This window comes from Pseudomonas sp. UBA5568, from assembly GCF_002425525.1.
Classification (GTDB): Bacteria; Pseudomonadota; Gammaproteobacteria; order Pseudomonadales; family Pseudomonadaceae; genus Aquipseudomonas; species Aquipseudomonas fulva.
This window is the reverse complement of sequence record NZ_DIMK01000033.1, coordinates 39,901-58,950: the sequence shown is the minus strand read 5'-3', so window position 1 is coordinate 58,950 and position 19,050 is coordinate 39,901. Positions and strand designations below refer to the sequence as shown.

Sequence of the window (19,050 nt, the reverse complement as noted above, 5' to 3'; positions counted from 1 at the left end):
TTGCAGCCCAAACCCCCGCCCCAGCTGTGCTTTTGCGCTAGTCTTGTTTATCCATTGAAGGAGCCCGTGCATGTTCGAATCTGCCGAGATTGGTCACAGCATCGACAAGCAAACCTACGACACCGAGGTTCCAGCCCTGCGTCAAGCACTGCTCGAGGCCCAGTATGAGCTCAAGCAGCAAGCGCGTTTTCCGGTCATCGTGCTGATCAATGGCGTGGAGGGGGCCGGCAAGGGCGAGACGGTCAAGCTGCTCAACGAGTGGATGGACCCGCGCATGATCGATGTGCTCACCTTCGATCAGCAGACCGACGAGGAACTGGCGCGGCCACCGGCCTGGCGTTACTGGCGCGCCTTGCCGCCCAAGGGGCGCATGGGGGTGTTTTTTGGCAACTGGTACAGCCAGATGCTGCAAGGGCGCGTGCATGGAGTGTTGAAGGATGCGGTGCTGGACCAGGCCATCAACGGCGCCGAACGCCTGGAGCAGATGCTGTGCGATGAAGGCGCGTTGATCATCAAGTTCTGGTTTCATCTTTCCAAGAAGCAGATGAAGGCGCGGCTCAAATCCCTCAAGGACGACCCCTTGCACAGCTGGAAGATCAGCCCGCTGGATTGGCAGCAGTCGCACACCTACGACCGCTTCGTGCGCTTCGGGGAACGTGTGCTGCGCCGCACCAGCCGCGATTACGCGCCCTGGCATATCGTCGAGGGGGTTGATCCCAATTACCGCAGCCTGGCCGTCGGGCGTATCCTGCTCGACAGCTTGCAGGCGGCCCTGGCCAACAATCCCAAGGGCAAGCACGTGGGCAATGTCGCGCCGCTCGGGCGCAGCATTGATCAGCGCAGCCTGCTCGGTGCCTTGGACCTGACAGTGCGTCTGGACAAGGCCGACTATCAAGAGCAACTGGTCACCGAGCAGGCGCGCCTGGCCGGTTTGCTGCGTCACAAGCACATGCGCCGTCATGCCCTGGTAGCGGCCTTCGAAGGCAATGATGCGGCGGGCAAAGGCGGTGCGATCCGGCGCGTGGCCGCTGCCCTGGACCCCCGTCAGTACCGGATCGTGCCCATTGCCGCGCCGACCGAAGAAGAACGCGCGCAGCCTTACCTGTGGCGTTTTTGGCGGCACATTCCCGCGCGTGGCAAGTTCACCATCTTCGACCGCTCCTGGTATGGCCGGGTGCTGGTGGAGCGGGTCGAGGGGTTCTGCAGCCCTGCCGACTGGATGCGCGCCTATGGCGAAATCAACGACTTCGAAGAGCAACTGGTGAACGCGGGCGTGGTAGTGGTCAAGTTCTGGCTGGCCATCGACCAGCAGACCCAGCTCGAACGCTTCGAGGAGCGTGAGCAAACCCCATTCAAGCGCTACAAGATCACCGAGGACGACTGGCGCAACCGCGACAAGTGGGACGACTACAGCCAGGCCGTAGGCGATATGGTCGACCGCACCAGCAGCGAGATCGCGCCCTGGACGTTGGTCGAAGCCAACGACAAGCGCTGGGCGCGGGTCAAGGTCCTGCGCACTATCAACGAGGCGCTGGAAGCGGCGTTCGCCAAGCACAAGAAGTAGGCGGGGCGCGTACCCCTGACAGGCAGGTGGGCATGTGCAACACGGCTGCGCTCCGGTGTGTTGCCCGCATCATGCCCCCATAGAATGACGTGATGAATTCTTTTCCCGGCATGCCTGCGCTGGCTACCTGCGCAACCCCGTAGAATTCAGCCACCCCCACCACGGATCTGATCGAGGACACCATGCATACCACCTCCGGCCGTTGGGTTCACGGCCTGCTGCTTGCCCTGTTGACTGCATTGCTATGGGGCATCCTGCCGATCAAGCTCAAGCAGGTGTTGCAGGTGATGGACCCGTTGACGGTGACCTGGTATCGCCTGCTGGTGTCCGGTGGGCTGCTGTGCGCCTGGCTGACGGCCAACCGTCGCCTGCCGTCTTTGGGCAGGCTCACGCGCAAGGGCAGGGGCCTGGTGGGGGTGGCGGTGCTGGGGCTGATGGGCAATTACGTGCTGTACCTGATCGGCTTGAAGCTGCTCAGCCCTGGTACGGCGCAGCTGGTGGTGCAGCTGGGGCCGGTGCTGTTGCTGGTGGCCAGCGTATTCGTGTTTCGCGAGCGATTCAGCGTAGGGCAGGGGGTGGGGCTGTTGATCCTGCTGGCAGGTTTCGGGCTGTTCTTCAACCAGCGCCTGGAAGAACTGTTGACTTCGCTTGGCGCCTATACCACGGGTGTGCTCACCATTGTGCTGGCCACCAGTATCTGGGTGTTCTACGCCTTGAGCCAGAAGCAGTTGCTGACGGTGTGGAACTCGCAGCAGGTGATGATGGTGATCTACCTGTGCTGCGCGGCGCTGCTGACGCCTTGGGTGCAGCCGCTGGAAGTCTTGCAACTGAGCCCCGTACAGGGCTGGCTGCTGCTGGCGTGCTGCCTGAACACGCTGGTGGCCTATGGCGCCTTTGCCGAAGCCCTGGCGCATTGGGAGGCTTCCCGGGTCAGTGCGACGTTGGCATTGACCCCCTTGGTGACGTTCGTGGCGGTGGCACTGGCTGCGCTGGTGTGGCCTGAGTATGTGCAGGCGGAGCAGATCAACCTGCTCGGGTATGTAGGGGCTGTGGTCGTGGTGGCAGGCTCGGCGCTGGTTGCGCTCGGGCCTTCACTGGTGGCGGGATGGCGGGCACGTCGCGCGCGGCTTGCGCAGGTGTCCTAGGTGTTGGGGGAGTGTGGCGCCTCTGATCAGACGCCGGTTGGGCAGCAGGAGCAGCAGGAATGGTTGCGGCCGCTCGGCAGCCTATCGCTGCCGCTCACACGGGGACTCGCTGGCCCGGATGCGGTGCAAGACAGTCGCTCCCACACCCAATGCGCGAGCCTTCTTGGCGCTGCCGAATAAAAGGGGGCAACGCAAGCCGCCCCCACAGACTTCAACCCTTGCCACCCGGCGCCAGCATGTTCTCCGGCCTTACCCACTCATCGAACTGCTCGTTGGTGAGGTAGTCCAGCTCAAGCGCCGCCTCACGCAGGGTCTTGCCCTCGCCATAGGCTTTCTTGGCAATCTCGGCAGCCTTGTCGTAACCGATATGCGGGTTGAGTGCCGTTACCAGCATCAGCCCTCGCTCCAGGTGTGCGGCCATCTGCTCGGTATCTGGCTCGATGCCCGCTACGCAATGCTGCTGGAAGTTGCGGCAACCGTCTGCCAACAGCTCGATGGACTGCAGCAGGTTGTGGATGATCACCGGCTTGAACACGTTCAACTGCAGATGCCCCTGGCTGGCGGCAAAACCGATGGTGGTATCGTTGCCAAGCACCTGGCAGGCCAGCATCGACAGCGCCTCGCACTGTGTCGGGTTGACCTTGCCCGGCATGATCGAACTGCCGGGCTCGTTGGCGGGCAAGCGTACCTCGGCCAACCCCGCACGGGGCCCTGATCCGAGCAGGCGCAGGTCGTTGGCGATCTTCATCAAGGCCACCGCCAAGGTTTTCAGCCCCCCAGCTAGGCTGGTCAGCGGCTCGTGCCCGGCCAGCGCTGCAAACTTGTTGGGTGCGGTCACGAAGGGCAGCCCGGACAGAGCGGCCAGCTCGGCAGCAATGGCTTCGGCGAACCCCTGGGGCGCATTGAGGCCCGTGCCCACCGCCGTGCCGCCCTGGGCCAGCTCATACACCGCCGGCAGGCTGGCGCGGATGGCGCGCTGGGCATAATCGAGTTGCGCCACGAACGCCGAGACTTCCTGGCCGAAGGTAATCGGCGTGGCATCCATCATGTGGGTGCGTCCGGTTTTGACCAGGCGATGGTGCCGTGCCGACAGCTCGGCCAGGCCCGAGGACAGCTCGGCGATAGCCGGCAGCAGTTGCGCGTGCACGGCCTGGGCGGCTGCGATGTGCATGGCGGTGGGGAAGCAGTCGTTGGAGCTCTGGGAGCGGTTGACGTGATCGTTGGGGTGCACCGGCGACTTGCCGCCGCGCACCTGGCCGGCCAGTTCGTTGGCGCGACCTGCGATCACCTCGTTGACGTTCATGTTGCTCTGCGTGCCACTGCCGGTCTGCCAGACCACCAGCGGGAACTGATCGTCGTGCTTGCCGTCCAGGACCTCATCGGCGGCCTGCTCAATCAGCCGGGCAATGTCGGCGGGCAGTGCACCGTTGCGGTCGTTGACGCGGGCAGCGGCCTTCTTGATCAGGGCCAGGGCATGCAGGACGGCGAGCGGCATGCGTTGCTGGCCGATGGCGAAGTTGATCAACGAGCGCTGAGTCTGCGCGCCCCAGTAGGCGTGCTCAGGAACTTCGACCGGCCCAAGGCTGTCTGTTTCGATACGGCTCATGCTGCATTCACTCCCTGTCAGTCAGAATCAGCAGTTTAGGCCCTCATGCGACCTGGCGGTTCAATCGCCTGTCGTGCCACTTGAGCAGCTCGCCCTGGCGGGCGCAGAATGCTCGCTCTGAGGTACCGCCTCCCCCTCCTGAAGGAAATGCAATGACCCGTCTTCGTGTCCTCTGTGCTGCTGTCGCCCTGGCTTGCGCCAGTGGCCAGGTCCTGGCCGCCACCCCCAGCCACAACGCCGCTGCCGAGAAATTCCTGACCTTGGCCAATGCCGACAAACTGGGCACGCCGGTGTACATGCAAGTGCAGCAGATGTTCGCCCAGCGCTTTGCCCAGACCAAGGCGCCTGCCTCCAAGCAGCCTGTGCTGGAAAGCTACCAGGCCAAGGCCAACGCCGCGCTGGACAACGCCATCGGCTGGAAGAAGCTCAAGCCCAAGATGGTCGACCTCTACACCCAGACCTTTACCGAGCAAGAGCTCAAGGACCTGGTCAAGTTCTACGAGTCGCCCCTTGGCCGCAAGGTGCTGCGCGAGATGCCCAAGGTCACCCAGCAATCGGCTCAGCTGACCCAGCAGACCCTCGAACCGGCGGTGCCGGTGGTCAACAAGCTGCTTGAAGACATGACCAAGGAGCTGGACCCCAACTACGGCAAGGCAGCCGCGCCAGCCAAGAAGTGAGCACGGCCATGAACATGCAACAGCGTATCGAACAGCAACTGGCGAGCCTGGCGCCTCAGCACCTGCAGGTGCTCGATGAAAGCCACATGCACAGCCGTGGTCAGCAGACCCACTACAAGGCCGTGATCGTGAGCGAGGTGTTCGAAGGCTTGAACAGCGTCAAGCGGCACCAGAAGGTGTATGCGACCATGGGCGAGCTGATGGGCCAGATTCATGCGCTGGCGATTCACACCTATACCGGCGATGAATGGGCACAGGTCGGCAGTGCGCCGGCATCGCCTGTCTGCGCCGGCGGCGGGCACTGAAAGCTTGCTGTTGTTCTGGTAGAATCCGCTTCATCCCAAAAAGGGGCTGCTGCACAGCCCATCGCTGGTACGCCAGCTGCTTCAGGTAACCCCACTGCGTTGACGCACCGGGCACCTGAAGCGGCAGGCGTGCCTGCGATGGGCGTGCGGCGGCCCTTTGTTCATTGTGTAACCCGGTCCGCCCCTTACGAGGGCAGCCACCTGGAGAACCTGATTCATGTCACACCCCATCGTCGTCGCGGCGCTGTACAAGTTCGTCACCTTGCAAGACTACGTCGAGCTACGCGAGCCGCTGCTCAAGGCCATGCTCGACAACCATGTCAAAGGCACCTTGCTGTTGGCCCATGAGGGCATCAACGGCACCGTGTCGGCCACCCGCGAAGGCATCGACGGCCTGCTGGCCTGGCTGCGCAGCGACCCGCGCCTGGTGGACATCGACCACAAGGAGTCGTACTGCGACGAGCAGCCCTTCTACCGTACCAAGGTCAAGCTCAAGAAAGAGATCGTCACCCTGGGCGTGCCTGGGGTCGACCCCAATCAGGCGGTGGGCACCTACGTCGAGCCCAAGGACTGGAACGCGCTGATCAGCGACCCCGAGGTGCTGCTGGTCGACACGCGCAACGACTACGAAGTGGCCATCGGCACGTTCAAGGGTGCCATCGACCCCAAGACCGAAACGTTCCGCGAATTTCCCGACTACATCAAGGCCAACTTCGACCCGGCCCGCCACAAGAAGGTCGCCATGTTCTGCACTGGCGGCATCCGTTGCGAAAAAGCGTCCAGCTATATGCTCGGTGAAGGCTTCGAGGAGGTCTATCATCTGAAAGGTGGCATCCTGAAGTACTTCGAGGAAGTGCCACAGGAACAAAGCCTGTGGGAGGGCGACTGCTTCGTGTTCGATAACCGCGTCACTGTTCGCCATGACCTGAGCGAGGGTGAATATGACCAGTGCCACGCCTGCCGTCACCCGATCAATGCCCAGGAGCGTGCCTCGGAGCACTACTCGCCAGGTGTAAGCTGCCCGCACTGCTGGGATTCGCTGAGCGAAAAGACCCGCCGCAGCGCCATCGACCGGCAGAAGCAGATCGAGCTGGCCAAGGCCCGCAACCTGCCACACCCGATTGGCCACAACTACAAAGCCGAGGCCTGATTGATGTCTGCGCGCCTGATCTACGTGATGGACCCGATGTGTTCCTGGTGCTGGGGCTTCGCACCGGTGGCCAGTGCGCTGATCGATCAGGCCAGTCAGGCGGGCGTGCCTACCCATCTGGTGGTCGGCGGGCTGCGCAGCGGCAGTGCCGCGCTGGACGGCGCCACCCGCAAGTACATTCTCGAGCATTGGCAGGCCGTGGCCCAGACAACGGGGCAGCCTTTCAATTTCGAGGGCGCCATGCCCGACGGCTTTGTCTACGACACCGAACCGGCCTGCCGAGCACTGGTTGCTGCCCGCGAGTTGGATGGCGAGCGCCTCTGGCCTCTGCTGGCAGCCATACAGTCTGCGTTCTATGAAGGGGCTCATGACGTGACCACCGCCCCGCACCTGGTGGAGCTGGCCGAGCAGGCGGGTTTTGAGCGCGGGCCGTTCGCCGAGGCGTTCACCCGCGCCGAAACCCGCGCTGCCACCGCCGCGGATTTCGCCTGGGCGCAAGGCTTGGGCATCGCGGGCTTCCCGACCTTGCTCGCTGAGCGCAACGGCCAACTGGCCTTGCTGACCAACGGTTATCAGCCGCTTGAGCGTCTGCAACCGTTGCTTGGCCGCTGGCTGCAGCAGGCTGCCAATGCTTGATGTGCCCGGGTCGCCCGACCCGGCGCCGTCCAAGCCGGCGGGCTCGGCCGACCGGTTGAGCTGGTCGGAAATCCGCCGGCTTGCCCTGCACCACAAAAAGCAGCTGTGGACGGCGAACCTGATTGCCGTGCTGGCAGCCTGCTGCAGTGTCCCGATCCCATTATTGCTGCCGCTGCTGGTGGATGAAGTGCTGCTCGGGCACGGCGATGCCGCGCTCAAGTGGATGAACCAGCTGCTGCCGTCTGGCTGGCAGGTCGCAGCAGGCTATATCGGCCTGATGTTGTGCCTGACCTTGTGCCTGCGCCTGGCGGCACTGGCGTTCAACGTCATCCAGGCCAGGCTGTTCGCCGGATTGGCCAAGGACATCGTCTACCGGCTACGCATTCGCCTGATCGAACGGCTCAAGCGTATTTCCCTGAAAGAGTACGAGAACCTGGGCAGCGGCACGGTCACCACGCACCTGGTCACGGACCTGGACACCCTCGACAAGTTCGTGGGCGAGACCCTCAGCCGCTTTCTGGTCGCCATGCTCACCCTCACCGGCACGGCCGCCATCCTGCTGTGGATGCACTGGCAACTGGCGCTGCTGATCCTGCTGTTCAACCCGCTGGTCATCTACTTCACGGTGCAGTTGGGCAAGCGGGTCAAGCACCTGAAAAAGCTCGAGAACGACAGCACGGCCCGCTTCACCCAGGCGTTAGCCGAAACGCTCGATGCCATCCAGGAGGTCCGCGCCAGTAATCGCCAGGGCTATTTCCTCGGTCGATTGGGCGTCAAGGCGCGCGAGGTGCGCGACTACGCCGTGGAATCGCAGTGGAAGAGCGACGCCAGCGGCCGCGCCAGCGGACTGTTGTTCCAGTTCGGCATCGACATCTTCCGCGCAGCGGCCATGTTGACGGTGTTGTTCTCGGACTTGTCGATCGGCCAGATGCTTGCCGTCTTCAGCTACCTCTGGTTCATGATCGGCCCGGTCGAGCAGTTGCTGAACCTGCAATATGCCTACTATGCCGCTGGCGGTGCGCTCAACCGCCTCAATGAGCTGCTGGCACGCGCCGACGAGCCCCAGTACCCGGCAGCCAGTGACCCTTTCGCCGGGCACGCCACGGTGGGCATCGAGGTACGGGACCTGTCCTTTGCCTACGCCGACGAGCCGGTGCTGGATAACCTGAACCTGGCCATCGCACCCGGTGAGAAGGTTGCCATTGTCGGCGCCAGCGGGGGTGGCAAGAGCACGCTCGTGCAACTGCTGCTCGGGCTGTACAGCGCGGATGCAGGCACCATTCGCTTCGGCGGTGCCACCCTGCAGGAAATCGGCCTGGAAACCCTGCGTGAGCAGGTGGCCGTGGTCTTGCAGCACCCGTCGCTGTTCAACGACAGTGTGCGGGCCAACCTGACCATGGGCCGGGACTGCACCGATGATGCCTGCTGGCAGGCACTGCGGATCGCTCAGCTCGACGGCACCATCGCCGCGCTGCCTCACGGCCTGGACAGCGTGGTGGGACGTTCGGGTGTTCGCTTGTCCGGCGGTCAGCGTCAACGGTTGGCCATTGCACGCATGGTACTGGCCGAACCCAAGGTGGTCATTCTGGACGAAGCCACCTCGGCGCTGGACGCTGCCACCGAATACAACCTGCATCAGGCGCTGGCGCGTTTTCTCAAGGGCCGCACCACGCTGATCATTGCCCACCGCTTGTCGGCGGTGAAACAGGCGGACCGGGTGCTGGTGTTCGACGGCGGTCATGTGGCCGAGGACGGCGACCATCAGCAGTTGATTGCCGAGGGCGGGTTGTACGCCAAACTGTACGGGCACCTGCAGCAGCTCTGAGCGCTGTGTGAAGTGCCTTGGGGCGACGGTCAGACGGGGCTGCTTGCAACACAGTCTCACCGCGTATTCGAGCGTTTCACACCCAGGCTAGGGCCTGAGCAATCGCAGGAATTCGACACCGGCCGGCGCCATCACCTGTTCAGCCCGCGTGATCACGCCGATCTCGCGTACCACTCCCGGATGATCCACCGCCACCTTGCTCACTTCGTGACGGCCCTCGTCGGCTGACTCGGGCAACAACGCCACGCCCTGGCCCTGACGCACCAGTGCCAGCACCGTCGACATGTAGTTGGCTTCAAGCCCTGCCGCTAGGGGCAAGCGCGCGTCGGCGAACAGCCGCTCGACCAGGTTGCGCACGCTGCTGTCCCGTCCGGTCAGCAGCATGGGGTATGCCGCCGCTTCGGCCAGCGTCACCGCCGTATGCCTGGCCAAGGGGTGGTCGTGCGGTACGTACAGGCACAGGCGATCTTCGAGCACGGCCTTGAACGCCAGCCCTTGGGTAGGCCGGGCCTGCACACCCAGGCCGAAATCCACTTCCTGCTCCAGCACTAGCGTATCGATGCGCTGGGCTACCACGTCACGCAGCCGGACCTCGATGCCGGGGAAGCGTTCGCGAAAGCGCTGCACCACGCCTGGCAGCAACCCCGAGCACAGCGAGGGCAGGGCCGCGATGGTCAGTACACCACGGCGGGAGGTGGCATGGTCACGGGCCGCCTCGACGATGTTGTCCAGATCGAGCAGCAACTTTTCCATCGGTAGCAACGCATGCTGACCGGCAGCGGTGAGGCCTACGTGACGCGGGCTGCGTTCGAGCAAGGTCACCCCAAGCCAGTCTTCGAGTTGGCGAATCTGCACGGTGAGCGCCGAGGGCGACAGGTTCAGGGTCAGGGCGGCCTTGGAAAAGTTACCGGTTCGCGCCACCGCCAGGAACGCGCGGATGAGCTGGATCGCATTCTTCATTTTGTTTTTCCGAACGTGGCCTGCCGAATATTTCAATTCACAGAGCCTAACGCCGTTGTTATTACTCTTGCAAAACAACAACAGGGCCTTCTCTCGCAACCGCGGACCTGAGCCCGAAGAGGAAACCCCATGCTCGCCACCCTCGGTGTCGCTACTGTCCTGTGCATGCTCGTGAGCATCATGAGCAAACGCATCTCCCCCCTGGTCGCCCTGATCGCCCTGCCCATCATCGCGGCGTTGCTCGGTGGCTTCGGCCTGCAAACCAGCGGCTTCATCATCACCGGCATCAAGAACGTCGCCCCGGTCGTGGGCATGTTCGTCTTTGCCATCCTGTTCTTCGGCATCATGACCGACGCCGGCATGCTCGACCCGATCATCGACCGCATCCTCAAGCGCGTCGGCACACGCCCGACGCGCATCGTCATGGGCACGGCCCTGCTGGCCCTGCTGGTGCACCTGGACGGTTCGGGCGCAGTGACCTTCCTGGTGACCATCCCCGCGATGCTGCCGCTGTACACCCGCCTGGGCATGGACAAGCGCATCCTGGCCTGCGTCACGGCCATGGCGGCCGGGGTCAACTTCCTGCCCTGGACCGGCCCGGTGCTGCGGTCATCGGCAGCGCTGCACGTGCCGGTGGCTGACCTGTTTCAGCCGCTGATTCCGGTGCAGATCGTCGGGCTGATCTTCGTCTTCGCCTGTGCCTACTGGCTTGGGCGACGCGAAGAACGGCGCCTGGGTCTGGGCCGGGACGCGCTCGACGTCACCCCTCACCAGCGTGTGCTGACTGACGCCGAACGCGAGCTGCGCAAGCCGCGCCTGTTCTGGCCCAATTTGCTGCTGACCCTGGTGGTGATGGGCGTAATGATCGCAGGGGTGGTGGACCCGGTGGTGATGTTCATGGTCGGTACCGTGCTCGCCTTGTGCCTGAACTACCCCAACGTGGACGCGCAGCGGGCGCGCATCGACGCCCATGCCAAGACCGCGCTGACCATGGCCAGCATTCTTCTGGCTGCGGGCGTCTTCACCGGCATCATGCAAGGCACCGGCATGCTCAAAGCGATGGCCGAGGTGGCGGTGGGGCAGATTCCTGCAGGGCATGGCCAACTGATTCCTGCGGTAGTCGGTTTTCTTTCCATGCCCCTGAGCCTGCTGTTCGACCCGGATTCGTTCTACTTCGGCATCATGCCGGTGGTCGCCGAGGTTGGCAGAGCCCTGGGCGTGGACCCGATGCAAGTAGCCCAGGCTTCGCTTCTGGGCGTGCACACCACGGGTTTTCCGGTCAGTCCACTGACTCCCGCGACCTTCCTGCTGGTTGGCCTGTGCAAGATCGAACTGGCCGATCACCAGCGCTTCACCATCCCTTTCCTGTTCGCGGCCTCGGTTCTGATGACCTTGACCGCCCTGGTCATTGGAGTTTTCTAGATGAAGACCATACGCATCGGCGCTGGCGCCGGTTATTCGGGCGACCGCATCGAGCCGGCCATCGAGTTGGCGCAACAGGGTGAACTGGACTACCTGGTGTTCGAATGCCTGGCCGAGCGCACCATCGCCCTGGCGCAGCAAGCGCGGTTGCTGGACCCGCACGGTGGTTTCGACCCCTTGCTGGGCGAGCGCATGCGCCGCGTGCTGCCCTACGTAGGTATAGGGGCCGACGGCACGCGGCGGCGCCTGCGCATCATCACCAACATGGGTGCGGCCAACCCACTGGGCGCGGCCTCTGAAATCCGCCGCATCGCGGCTGAGCTGGGCTTGCCTGGTATCAAAGTGGCGGCGCTGACCGGCGACGATGTGCTCGCCACCTTGCAGCAATGGCCCGAGCAGACCCTCGACAACGGTGCCACCCTCTCTGAACTGGGCGATCGATTGATTTCAGCCAACGCTTATGTGGGCGCAGAGGGTATCGTGCAGGCATTGCAGGCCGATGCAGATATCGTGGTCACCGGCCGTGTGGCCGATCCGTCGCTGTTTCTCGCACCGCAGCTGTTCGAGTTCGGCTGGCGCGTCGACGACTGGACGCTACTGGGGCGCGGCACCCTGGTCGGGCACCTGCTCGAATGCGCAGGGCAAATCAGCGGCGGCTACTTCGCCGACCCCGGGGTGAAGGAAGTGCCCGAACTCGACCGCCTCGGCTTCCCGCTGGCCGAAATCGATGCCATGGGCCATGCGGTGATCAGCAAGGTGGCCGGTTCCGGCGGGCGCATCGATACCGCTACCTGCACCGAGCAACTGTTGTACGAAGTGCATGATCCGGCCGCTTACCTTACGCCCGATGTGACGGCTGATTTCAGTCAGGTGACGTTTCAGGCCCTGGATCAAGATGAGGTCCAGGTGCGAGGCGCCAGTGGGCGCGCGCGCCCGGAGGCGTTGAAGGTGTCGGTGGGTTTTCTCGACGGTTGGATCGGCGAAGGGCAGATGTCCTATGGCGGCCCTGGTGCGGTGGCCCGCGGGCGCCTGGCCGAAGCGATCGTACGCAAGCGCCTGCAACTGACCGGTGTGGCCTGCGACGATATACGCAGCGAGCTGATAGGCGTCAGCGCCTTGCACGGTGACGACCTGGCCCAGCGCGCCCAGGGCGAGCCCTGGGAGGTGCGGCTGCGTGTGGCGGCGCGCTGCGCCACCAAAAATGATGCGGTGCGCATCGGCAACGAGGTGGAAACCCTCTACACCAACGGCCCCTATGGCGGCGGTGGAGCGAGCAAGTCGGTGCGTCAGGTGGTGGCGGTGGCTTCGCTGTTGCTGCCCAGGGACGCGGTCGCCTTGCAGGTGCATCTGGAGGAGGTGGCATGAGTACCCACACGAAATTGCGCGATATAGCCCACAGTCGTACTGGCGACAAGGGCGACACGTCGAACATCTCGGTAATCGCCTTTGATTCGGCTGACTACCCGCGCCTGGCCCAGTGGCTGACGGTAGAGCGCGTCACGGCCCACTTTGCCGAGTTGCTGGACCCGGCAGGCCCCCCCGTTCGCCGGTACGAGCTGGCGCAGCTCGGGGCGTTGAACTTCGTGCTGCCCGGCATCCTGCGTGGCGGTGTGACCCGATCGCTGGCCTTGGATGCCCATGGCAAGACGCTGGGGGCGGCGCTGCTGGATCTCGAACTCTGACAAGCGGTCGGCCCGCGCCGTGCGCACGGGTCAAGCCCGGCCCCTGCGGTGCGCACTTGAGTGGGCCAAAAACCAGGCTGGCATGACGTGATTGACGGGGTCCGTGCGGTGTCTGCGACAATGGGTCCAGCACCGCGCCACGCTCAAACCGGCGAGCCAGACTCTGCGCCCTGCAGGCAGCAGGCGCGGCGGCTATCATTGACTGAAATCGGGCCCCTAAATTTTCATCGCGTTAATGGCAGATGGCCTACGCTGTGCTTTGTCTGGGTTGATTCGCGCCTTATCTGCTCTGTGACAGGGACTCCATGAAGGGACATCGCACTCAAGAAGCGCCCAAGCTCCTCGGGCTCACCTGGCCATTCATCGCCGTGGTGGTTTTCCAGGTCGCCCTTGGCAGTCTCAGCCTCTACACGCTTTCTGCCGTGCGTGCCTACGTGGCGGGCGAAAGCTTGTGGTCAAAGGCGCAAAAAGACGCCATCTACTACCTCAATCTGTACGCCACCACGCGCGACGAAGCCACCTATGGCCGCTACCAGCAGGCCATCGTGGTGCCCCAGGGCGATCACCGCGCGCGCAAGCTCATGGATCAGTCGAATCTGGACCTGGAGGCGGTGCGCCAGGCCGTCCTGCAAGGTGGCAACCACCCCGACGACGTGGAACGCATCATCTGGTTCTACCGCCACTTTCGTACTGTCAGCTACCTGCAGACAGCCATCAATTATTGGGACATCGGCGACGACTACCTGGCCAAGCTGAACGTGCTGGCAGGCGAGATGCACCAGCGCTTCGCCAGCGGGCCGGTCGATGAGCAGGTGATTCGTGCCTGGAAAAGCCGCATTGCCACCATCAACGAGGGGGTGACGCCGGCTGCCAAGGCGTTCAGCGATGCCCTGGGCGAGGGGTCGCGCGTCCTGCTGCGGGTGCTGCTGATCACCAACCTGCTGACTGCGATGATCCTGATCACCATCGCCTGGCGGCGCTCCAGCAAACTGCTGGCCCAGCGCCAGGCGTTTGCCAACGCGCTGCAGGAAGAAAAGGAGCGGGCGCAGATCACTTTGCAGGCTATCGGTGATGCGGTAATCACCACGGATGTGGAGGGCTTGATCGGCTACATGAACCCGGCGGCCGAGCAGCTGACCCACTGGAAGGCCGCCCAGGCCCTGGGCCTGCCGTTGTCGGCCCTGTTCACCCTGGTGGATGAGCACGACGTGGACGAGGGCCGCAGCCTGGTGGAGCAGGTGCTCAGTGGCAGTTTGAAAGGGGGCGCCGAACATGCCCGGCTGATTCAGCGCCTGGACGGCAGCACGGTGTCGATCAACCTGGTGGGCTCGTCCATTGTCAATGACGGACAGGTCAATGGCATCGTGCTGGTGCTGCACGACATGACCCAGGAGCGCCAGTACATCGCCAACCTCTCCTGGCAGGCCACGCACGATGCGCTGACAGGCCTGGCCAACCGTCGCGAGTTCGAATACCGGCTGGAGCAGGCGCTCAATGCGCTGGCGCGCCAGCCTGGGCGGCATTCACTGATGTTCCTGGACCTGGATCAGTTCAAGCTGGTCAATGATACGTGCGGGCATGCCGCCGGGGACGAGCTGCTTCGGCACATTTGCGCCGTGCTGCAATCGGGCCTGCGAGAAGGTGACACGCTGGCGCGGCTGGGGGGCGATGAGTTTGGCGTGTTGCTGGAGAATTGCCCGTCCGAGCAGGCCGAGCGGATTGCCGAGCAGTTACGCCAGACCGTCCAGAGCCTGCATTTCGTGTGGAAAGGCCGGCCGTTCGTGACCACGGTCAGCATCGGGCTGGTGCATATCGCTCAGGCCCCCGGCACCCTCGAGGCATCACTGCGGGCTGCTGACATGGCCTGCTACATGGCCAAGGAAAAGGGGCGCAACCGGGTTCAGGTGTACCACGCCGATGACAGCGAGCTGTCCATTCGGTTTGGCGAGATGGCCTGGATTCAGCGCTTGCACGTGGCCCTGGAAGAGAACCGATTTTGCCTGTACGCCCAGGAGATCGCGCCGTTGAAGGCTTTCGAGGGGCCCGGCCACATCGAAATCCTGTTGCGCCTACACGATGAAAGCGGGCGCACCATACTCCCCAACAGCTTCATCCCGGCTGCCGAACGCTACGGGCTGATTACCGCGCTCGATCGCTGGGTAGTGCGCAACGTCTTCATCATCATCCGCCAATGCCTGGATGCAGGCCACCAGGGGCCGCTGTCGACCTGCGCCATCAACCTGTCCGGTGCCAGCATCGGCGATGACAAGTTCCTCGAATACCTGCAGCGCCTGTTCGCCGAATATGCCATTCCTCCGCGCATGATCTGCTTCGAAATCACCGAAACCAGCGCCATTGCCAACCTGGGCAGCGCCATTCGCTTCATCAACGAGCTAAAAGGCCTGGGTTGTCGTTTTTCACTGGATGATTTCTGTGCAGGCATGTCATCGTTCGCCTACCTCAAGCATCTGCCCGTCGACTTCCTCAAGATCGACGGCAGCTTCGTCAAGGACATGCTGGACGATCCGGTCAATCGGGCCATGGTGGAGGTCATCAACCATATTGGCCATGTCATGGGCAAGCGCACCATTGCAGAATTCGTGGAAACACCCATGATCGAACAAGCGCTACAGGAAATTGGTGTCGATTACGCCCAGGGCTATCTGATCGAGCGGCCCCAGGTATTCACATGTGACAGTCTGCATCGCCAACGGATTGCCGCCCGGCCTCTGTTGCAGCGGGCGCCTGGCACCTTTCGTTAGCTGGAAATCACAAGGAACAAGGAGTAGACAGTGATTGATGCATTCGTTCGTATCGGGCCATTGATGGACCCGGCCAGTTACCCCAAATGGGCCCAGCAACTGCTTGCCGATTGCCATGAGAGCAAGCAGCGAGTGGTTGACCATGAGGTGTATCGACGTCTGCGTGACGGCAAATTGAAGCAAGCGACCATTCGCCAGTACCTGATCGGCGGCTGGCCGGTGGTCGAGCAGTTCTCGTTGTACATGGCCCATAACCTCACCAAGACCCGTTATGGCCGGCACCCAGGCGAGGACATGGCGCGGCGCTGGTTGATGCGCAATATCCGCGTGGAGCTTAACCATGCCGATTACTGGGTGAACTGGGCCCACGCCCACGGCATTCACCTGCACGACCTGCAGGCTCAGGATGTGCCGCCTGAGCTCAATGGCCTCAACGATTGGTGCTGGCGTGTGTGTGCCACGGAAAACCTGGCCATTGCCATGGCCGCCACCAACTATGCCATCGAAGGAGCCACCGGGGAGTGGTCGGCGGTGGTGTGTTCCACCGACACCTACGCGATGGGCTTCCCGGAAGAGCAGCGCAAGCGGGCCATGAAGTGGCTCAAGATGCACGCGCAGTATGACGACACCCACCCGTGGGAGGCGCTGGAGATCATCTGTACGCTGGTAGGCGAGAACCCGAGCACGGCCTTGCGCACCGAATTGCGCCGGGCGATCTGCAAGAGCTATGACTGCATGTACCTGTTCCTGGAGCGGTGCATGCAACTTGAAGCCACCCAGCACGAGCGGGCGAGCCCGGCGTTGGCGGCGGGGTGATTGCGCGCCTGTCGTGACGCAGGCTCAGCCCATCGCCGATACGCCGGCGATGGGCTGCGAAACGGCCGAGAACGCGCAAGGCGGTCTCAGGTAGACGAGCCGTTCACTGGGCGTTGAATGCCTGCCCGTTCACATCCTTGCTGTCAGGCCCCATCAGGTAGAGGTAGACCGGCATGATTTGCTCGGGCAGCGGGTTGTCCTGGGGGTTCTCGCTCGGGTAGGCCTGCGCGCGCATGGCCGTACGCGTCGCGCCCGGGTTGATGCTGTTGGAGCGCACCGGCGCCACCCCTTCGAGTTCGTCGGCCAGGGTCTGCATCATGCCTTCGGTGGCGAACTTGGAGATGCCGTAGGCGCCCCAATAGGCGCGGCCCTTGCGCCCGACACTGCTGCTGGTGAACACCACCGAAGCGTCTTCGGACTGCTTGAGCAGCGGCAGCAGGGTGCTGGTGAGCATGAAGGTGGCATTGACGTTGATGTGCATGACGCGCATGAAGTTGTCGCCCGACAACTGTTCCATGGGCGTGCGTGGACCGATGATCGAGGCGTTGTTGAGCAACCCGTCCAGGCGCCCGAACTGTTCCTCGATCATGACCGCCAGCTCGTCGTACTGATGGGCCAGGGCGGTTTCCAGGTTGAACGGGATCACCACAGGCTGGGGATGCCCGGCCGCTTCGATCTCGTCATAGAGCGCATTGAGGTTCGCTTCGGTCTTGCCGAGCAACAGCACCGTGGCGCCCAGGGCGGCGTAGGCTTTGGCCGCGGCAGCACCGATGCCGCGCCCGGCACCGGTGACCAGGATGACCCGGCCTTTGAGCAGGTCGGGGCGGGCAGTGTATTCGAACATGTCAGATCCTTTGGCGTTAGCGGTGATCAGCAACCACACAGGGCGCTGTCGATGACTTTACGCAGGTCCTGCGGGCTGTCCACCACCACGTCAGCACCCCAGTTGTTGGGGTTGTCCTCGGGATGGATGTAGCCGAAGCGTACCGCGGCGGTGCGGGTGCCAGCATCTCGGCCGGATTCGATATCGCGCAGGTCGTCACCGACGAACAGCACACTGGCAGGGTCCAGCGCCAGGGTCTTGCAGGCCAGGATGAGCGGCTCCGGGTCGGGTTTGCTGTTCTTTACATGATCCGGGCAGATCAGCAAGGCCGAACGCTCGGCCAGGCCCAGGCGCTGCATGATCGGCTCGGCGAAGCGCACCGGCTTGTTGGTGACCACGCCCCACAGCAGCTTGCCTCGCTCGATGTCCTCCAGCAGCTCGCTCATGCCATCGAACAGGCGGGTATGCACGGCGCAGTCGCGCTGGTAGCGCTCCAAGAACTCCAGGCGCAGGGCTTCGAAACCCTCGGCCTGCGGGTCCATGGCGAAGGTGGCGGCCACCATGGCGCGAGCACCACCGGAGATCACACCCCGGATCAGCTCGTCGTCGACGGCCGGCAGGCCTCGATCGGCGAGCATGGCCTGGCAGATAGCGATGAAATCGGGCGCCGTGTCCAGCAAGGTGCCGTCCATGTCGAAGAGTACCGCTCGCAGGCGCATGCTCATTCCTCGCGTAGGGTCTGGATCATGTAGTTGACATCCACGTCGCTGCTGAGCTTGTAGTGCTTGGTCAGCGGGTTGTAGGTCAGGCCGATGATATCCTTGACCTCAAGGCCGGCGACGCGGCTCCAGGCACCCAGCTCGGAAGGGCGGATGAACTTCTTGAAGTCATGGGTCCCGCGCGGCAGCATCTTGAGGATGTACTCGGCGCCGACGATGGCCAGCAGGTAGGCCTTGGGGTTGCGGTTGATGGTGGAGAAGAACACCTGGCCGCCTGGCTTGACCATGCGGTAGCAAGCGCGGATTACCGATGACGGGTCAGGTACGTGCTCGAGCATCTCAAGGCAGGTGACCACGTCGAAGGCACCGGGCATTTCTTCGGCCAGGGCCTCGGCCGTGACCTGACGGTATTCGACCTCCACGCCCGACTCCAGTTGATGCAGGCGGGCGACGGCCAGGGGCGCCTCGCCCATGTCGATGCCGGTCACCGAGGCGCCGCGCAGGGCCATGGCTTCGCTGAGGATGCCGCCGCCGCAACCCACGTCCAGCACTTTCTTGCCAGCCAGATGGGCGCGCTCGTCGATCCAGTTGACGCGCAGCGGGTTGATATCGTGCAGCGGCTTGAACTCGCTCTCGCGGTCCCACCAGCGGTGGGCCAGCGCTTCGAATTTGGCGATTTCAGCGCGGTCGACGTTGCTCATTGAACAGTCCTCAGAAACGTGGGAATCAGCTTCACGTGGCAAGCTGCAAGGTACATGACATACAGACGGTGGCGTTGGCCCAAGCGTTCGCACGGCGTTCAGGCCGGGCTCGTGCACACCCCGTGGGCCTTTTGCCTGTCGGGCAGTGCGGCGGCTTTCTGTGCGTGGCCGTAAAGGCCCATGCCAGAGGGCGGGCGGCGATGGCGCCTCGGCCAGCGACGCTGTGCCCAACCTTGCTTGTGCTGCCGGATGTCTGC

Annotated in this window: 17 protein-coding genes; 12 read left to right on the top strand and 5 right to left on the bottom strand. The window is 63.6% G+C overall.

What is annotated here, in order from left to right:
• Window positions 1-70 precede the first annotated feature (70 nt).
• A complete protein-coding gene (gene pap, locus B2S33_RS11040) occupies window positions 71-1,564 on the top strand; it encodes a polyphosphate:AMP phosphotransferase (RefSeq protein ID WP_110607596.1) in 1,494 nt (497 codons plus the stop codon).
• A 182-nt stretch (window positions 1,565-1,746) separates the two neighbouring features.
• The gene (locus B2S33_RS11035; RefSeq protein ID WP_104926448.1) at window positions 1,747-2,709 is read left to right on the top strand and encodes a DMT family transporter; all 963 of its coding nucleotides are present in this window, start codon (window positions 1,747-1,749) and stop codon (window positions 2,707-2,709) included.
• 211 nt (window positions 2,710-2,920) lie between these two features.
• Here the strand turns inward: B2S33_RS11035 and B2S33_RS11030 are convergent, their stop codons facing one another.
• Window positions 2,921-4,315 (bottom strand): class II fumarate hydratase, encoded by a 1,395-nt coding sequence (locus tag B2S33_RS11030; RefSeq protein WP_027915860.1) that lies wholly within the window; start codon window positions 4,313-4,315, stop codon window positions 2,921-2,923.
• A gap of 152 nt (window positions 4,316-4,467) precedes the next feature.
• On the opposite strand from B2S33_RS11030, the gene B2S33_RS11025 reads away from it, so the two are divergent.
• From B2S33_RS11025 to B2S33_RS11005, 5 genes are all read left to right on the top strand, one after another.
• A complete protein-coding gene (locus B2S33_RS11025) occupies window positions 4,468-4,992 on the top strand; it encodes a DUF2059 domain-containing protein (protein ID WP_027915861.1) in 525 nt (174 codons plus the stop codon).
• Between the two features lie 8 nt (window positions 4,993-5,000).
• Window positions 5,001-5,297, top strand: coding sequence for a BolA family protein (locus B2S33_RS11020; RefSeq protein ID WP_027915862.1), 297 nt, complete (start codon window positions 5,001-5,003; stop codon window positions 5,295-5,297).
• A gap of 217 nt (window positions 5,298-5,514) precedes the next feature.
• Window positions 5,515-6,447 (top strand): rhodanese-related sulfurtransferase, encoded by a 933-nt coding sequence (locus B2S33_RS11015; protein ID WP_027915863.1) that lies wholly within the window; start codon window positions 5,515-5,517, stop codon window positions 6,445-6,447.
• Window positions 6,448-6,450: 3 nt separating this feature from the next.
• Window positions 6,451-7,083, top strand: coding sequence for a DsbA family protein (locus B2S33_RS11010; RefSeq protein ID WP_027915864.1), 633 nt, complete (start codon window positions 6,451-6,453; stop codon window positions 7,081-7,083).
• Window positions 7,076-8,908 (top strand): ABC transporter ATP-binding protein, encoded by a 1,833-nt coding sequence (locus B2S33_RS11005; RefSeq protein ID WP_027915865.1) that lies wholly within the window; start codon window positions 7,076-7,078, stop codon window positions 8,906-8,908. Before B2S33_RS11010 ends, B2S33_RS11005 begins: the two co-directional genes overlap by 8 nt.
• 87 nt (window positions 8,909-8,995) lie before the next feature.
• On the opposite strand, the gene B2S33_RS11000 is transcribed toward B2S33_RS11005, so the two are convergent.
• Window positions 8,996-9,868: a LysR family transcriptional regulator gene (locus B2S33_RS11000; RefSeq protein WP_027915866.1), complete on the bottom strand. Its 873-nt coding sequence runs from the start codon at window positions 9,866-9,868 to the stop codon at window positions 8,996-8,998.
• Between the two features lie 129 nt (window positions 9,869-9,997).
• Here B2S33_RS11000 and B2S33_RS10995 point away from each other — a divergent pair, with 129 nt between their 5' ends.
• The 5 genes from B2S33_RS10995 (at window position 9,998) to B2S33_RS10975 (ending at window position 16,550) form a co-directional block, all read left to right on the top strand.
• Window positions 9,998-11,290: a CitMHS family transporter gene (locus B2S33_RS10995; RefSeq protein ID WP_104926446.1), complete on the top strand. Its 1,293-nt coding sequence runs from the start codon at window positions 9,998-10,000 to the stop codon at window positions 11,288-11,290.
• The gene (locus B2S33_RS10990) at window positions 11,291-12,655 is read left to right on the top strand and encodes an acyclic terpene utilization AtuA family protein (protein ID WP_027915868.1); all 1,365 of its coding nucleotides are present in this window, start codon (window positions 11,291-11,293) and stop codon (window positions 12,653-12,655) included.
• Window positions 12,652-12,972 carry an AtuA-related protein gene (locus B2S33_RS10985; protein ID WP_027915869.1) on the top strand — a complete coding sequence of 107 codons (321 nt, stop codon included), beginning with the start codon at window positions 12,652-12,654 and terminating at the stop codon, window positions 12,970-12,972. Before B2S33_RS10990 ends, B2S33_RS10985 begins: the two co-directional genes overlap by 4 nt.
• A gap of 305 nt (window positions 12,973-13,277) precedes the next feature.
• The gene (locus B2S33_RS10980) at window positions 13,278-15,734 is read left to right on the top strand and encodes an EAL domain-containing protein (RefSeq protein WP_088523382.1); all 2,457 of its coding nucleotides are present in this window, start codon (window positions 13,278-13,280) and stop codon (window positions 15,732-15,734) included.
• Window positions 15,735-15,764: 30 nt separating this feature from the next.
• On the top strand, window positions 15,765-16,550 hold the full coding sequence (locus tag B2S33_RS10975) for a TenA family transcriptional regulator (RefSeq protein ID WP_028688044.1): 786 nt from the start codon (window positions 15,765-15,767) through the stop codon (window positions 16,548-16,550).
• Between the two features lie 103 nt (window positions 16,551-16,653).
• Here the strand turns inward: B2S33_RS10975 and B2S33_RS10970 are convergent, their stop codons facing one another.
• Genes B2S33_RS10970 through ubiG form a run of 3 tightly spaced genes read right to left on the bottom strand, consistent with a single transcriptional unit; the run spans window position 16,654 to window position 18,793 of the window.
• Window positions 16,654-17,394: a YciK family oxidoreductase gene (locus tag B2S33_RS10970; protein ID WP_023533782.1), complete on the bottom strand. Its 741-nt coding sequence runs from the start codon at window positions 17,392-17,394 to the stop codon at window positions 16,654-16,656.
• A gap of 26 nt (window positions 17,395-17,420) precedes the next feature.
• Complete coding sequence (gene mupP / locus B2S33_RS10965) at window positions 17,421-18,092, bottom strand: N-acetylmuramic acid 6-phosphate phosphatase MupP (protein WP_027915873.1); 672 nt, start codon at window positions 18,090-18,092, stop codon at window positions 17,421-17,423.
• A 2-nt stretch (window positions 18,093-18,094) separates the two neighbouring features.
• A complete protein-coding gene (gene ubiG, locus B2S33_RS10960; RefSeq protein ID WP_023533768.1) occupies window positions 18,095-18,793 on the bottom strand; it encodes a bifunctional 2-polyprenyl-6-hydroxyphenol methylase/3-demethylubiquinol 3-O-methyltransferase UbiG in 699 nt (232 codons plus the stop codon).
• Between the last annotated feature and the right edge of the window lie 257 nt (window positions 18,794-19,050).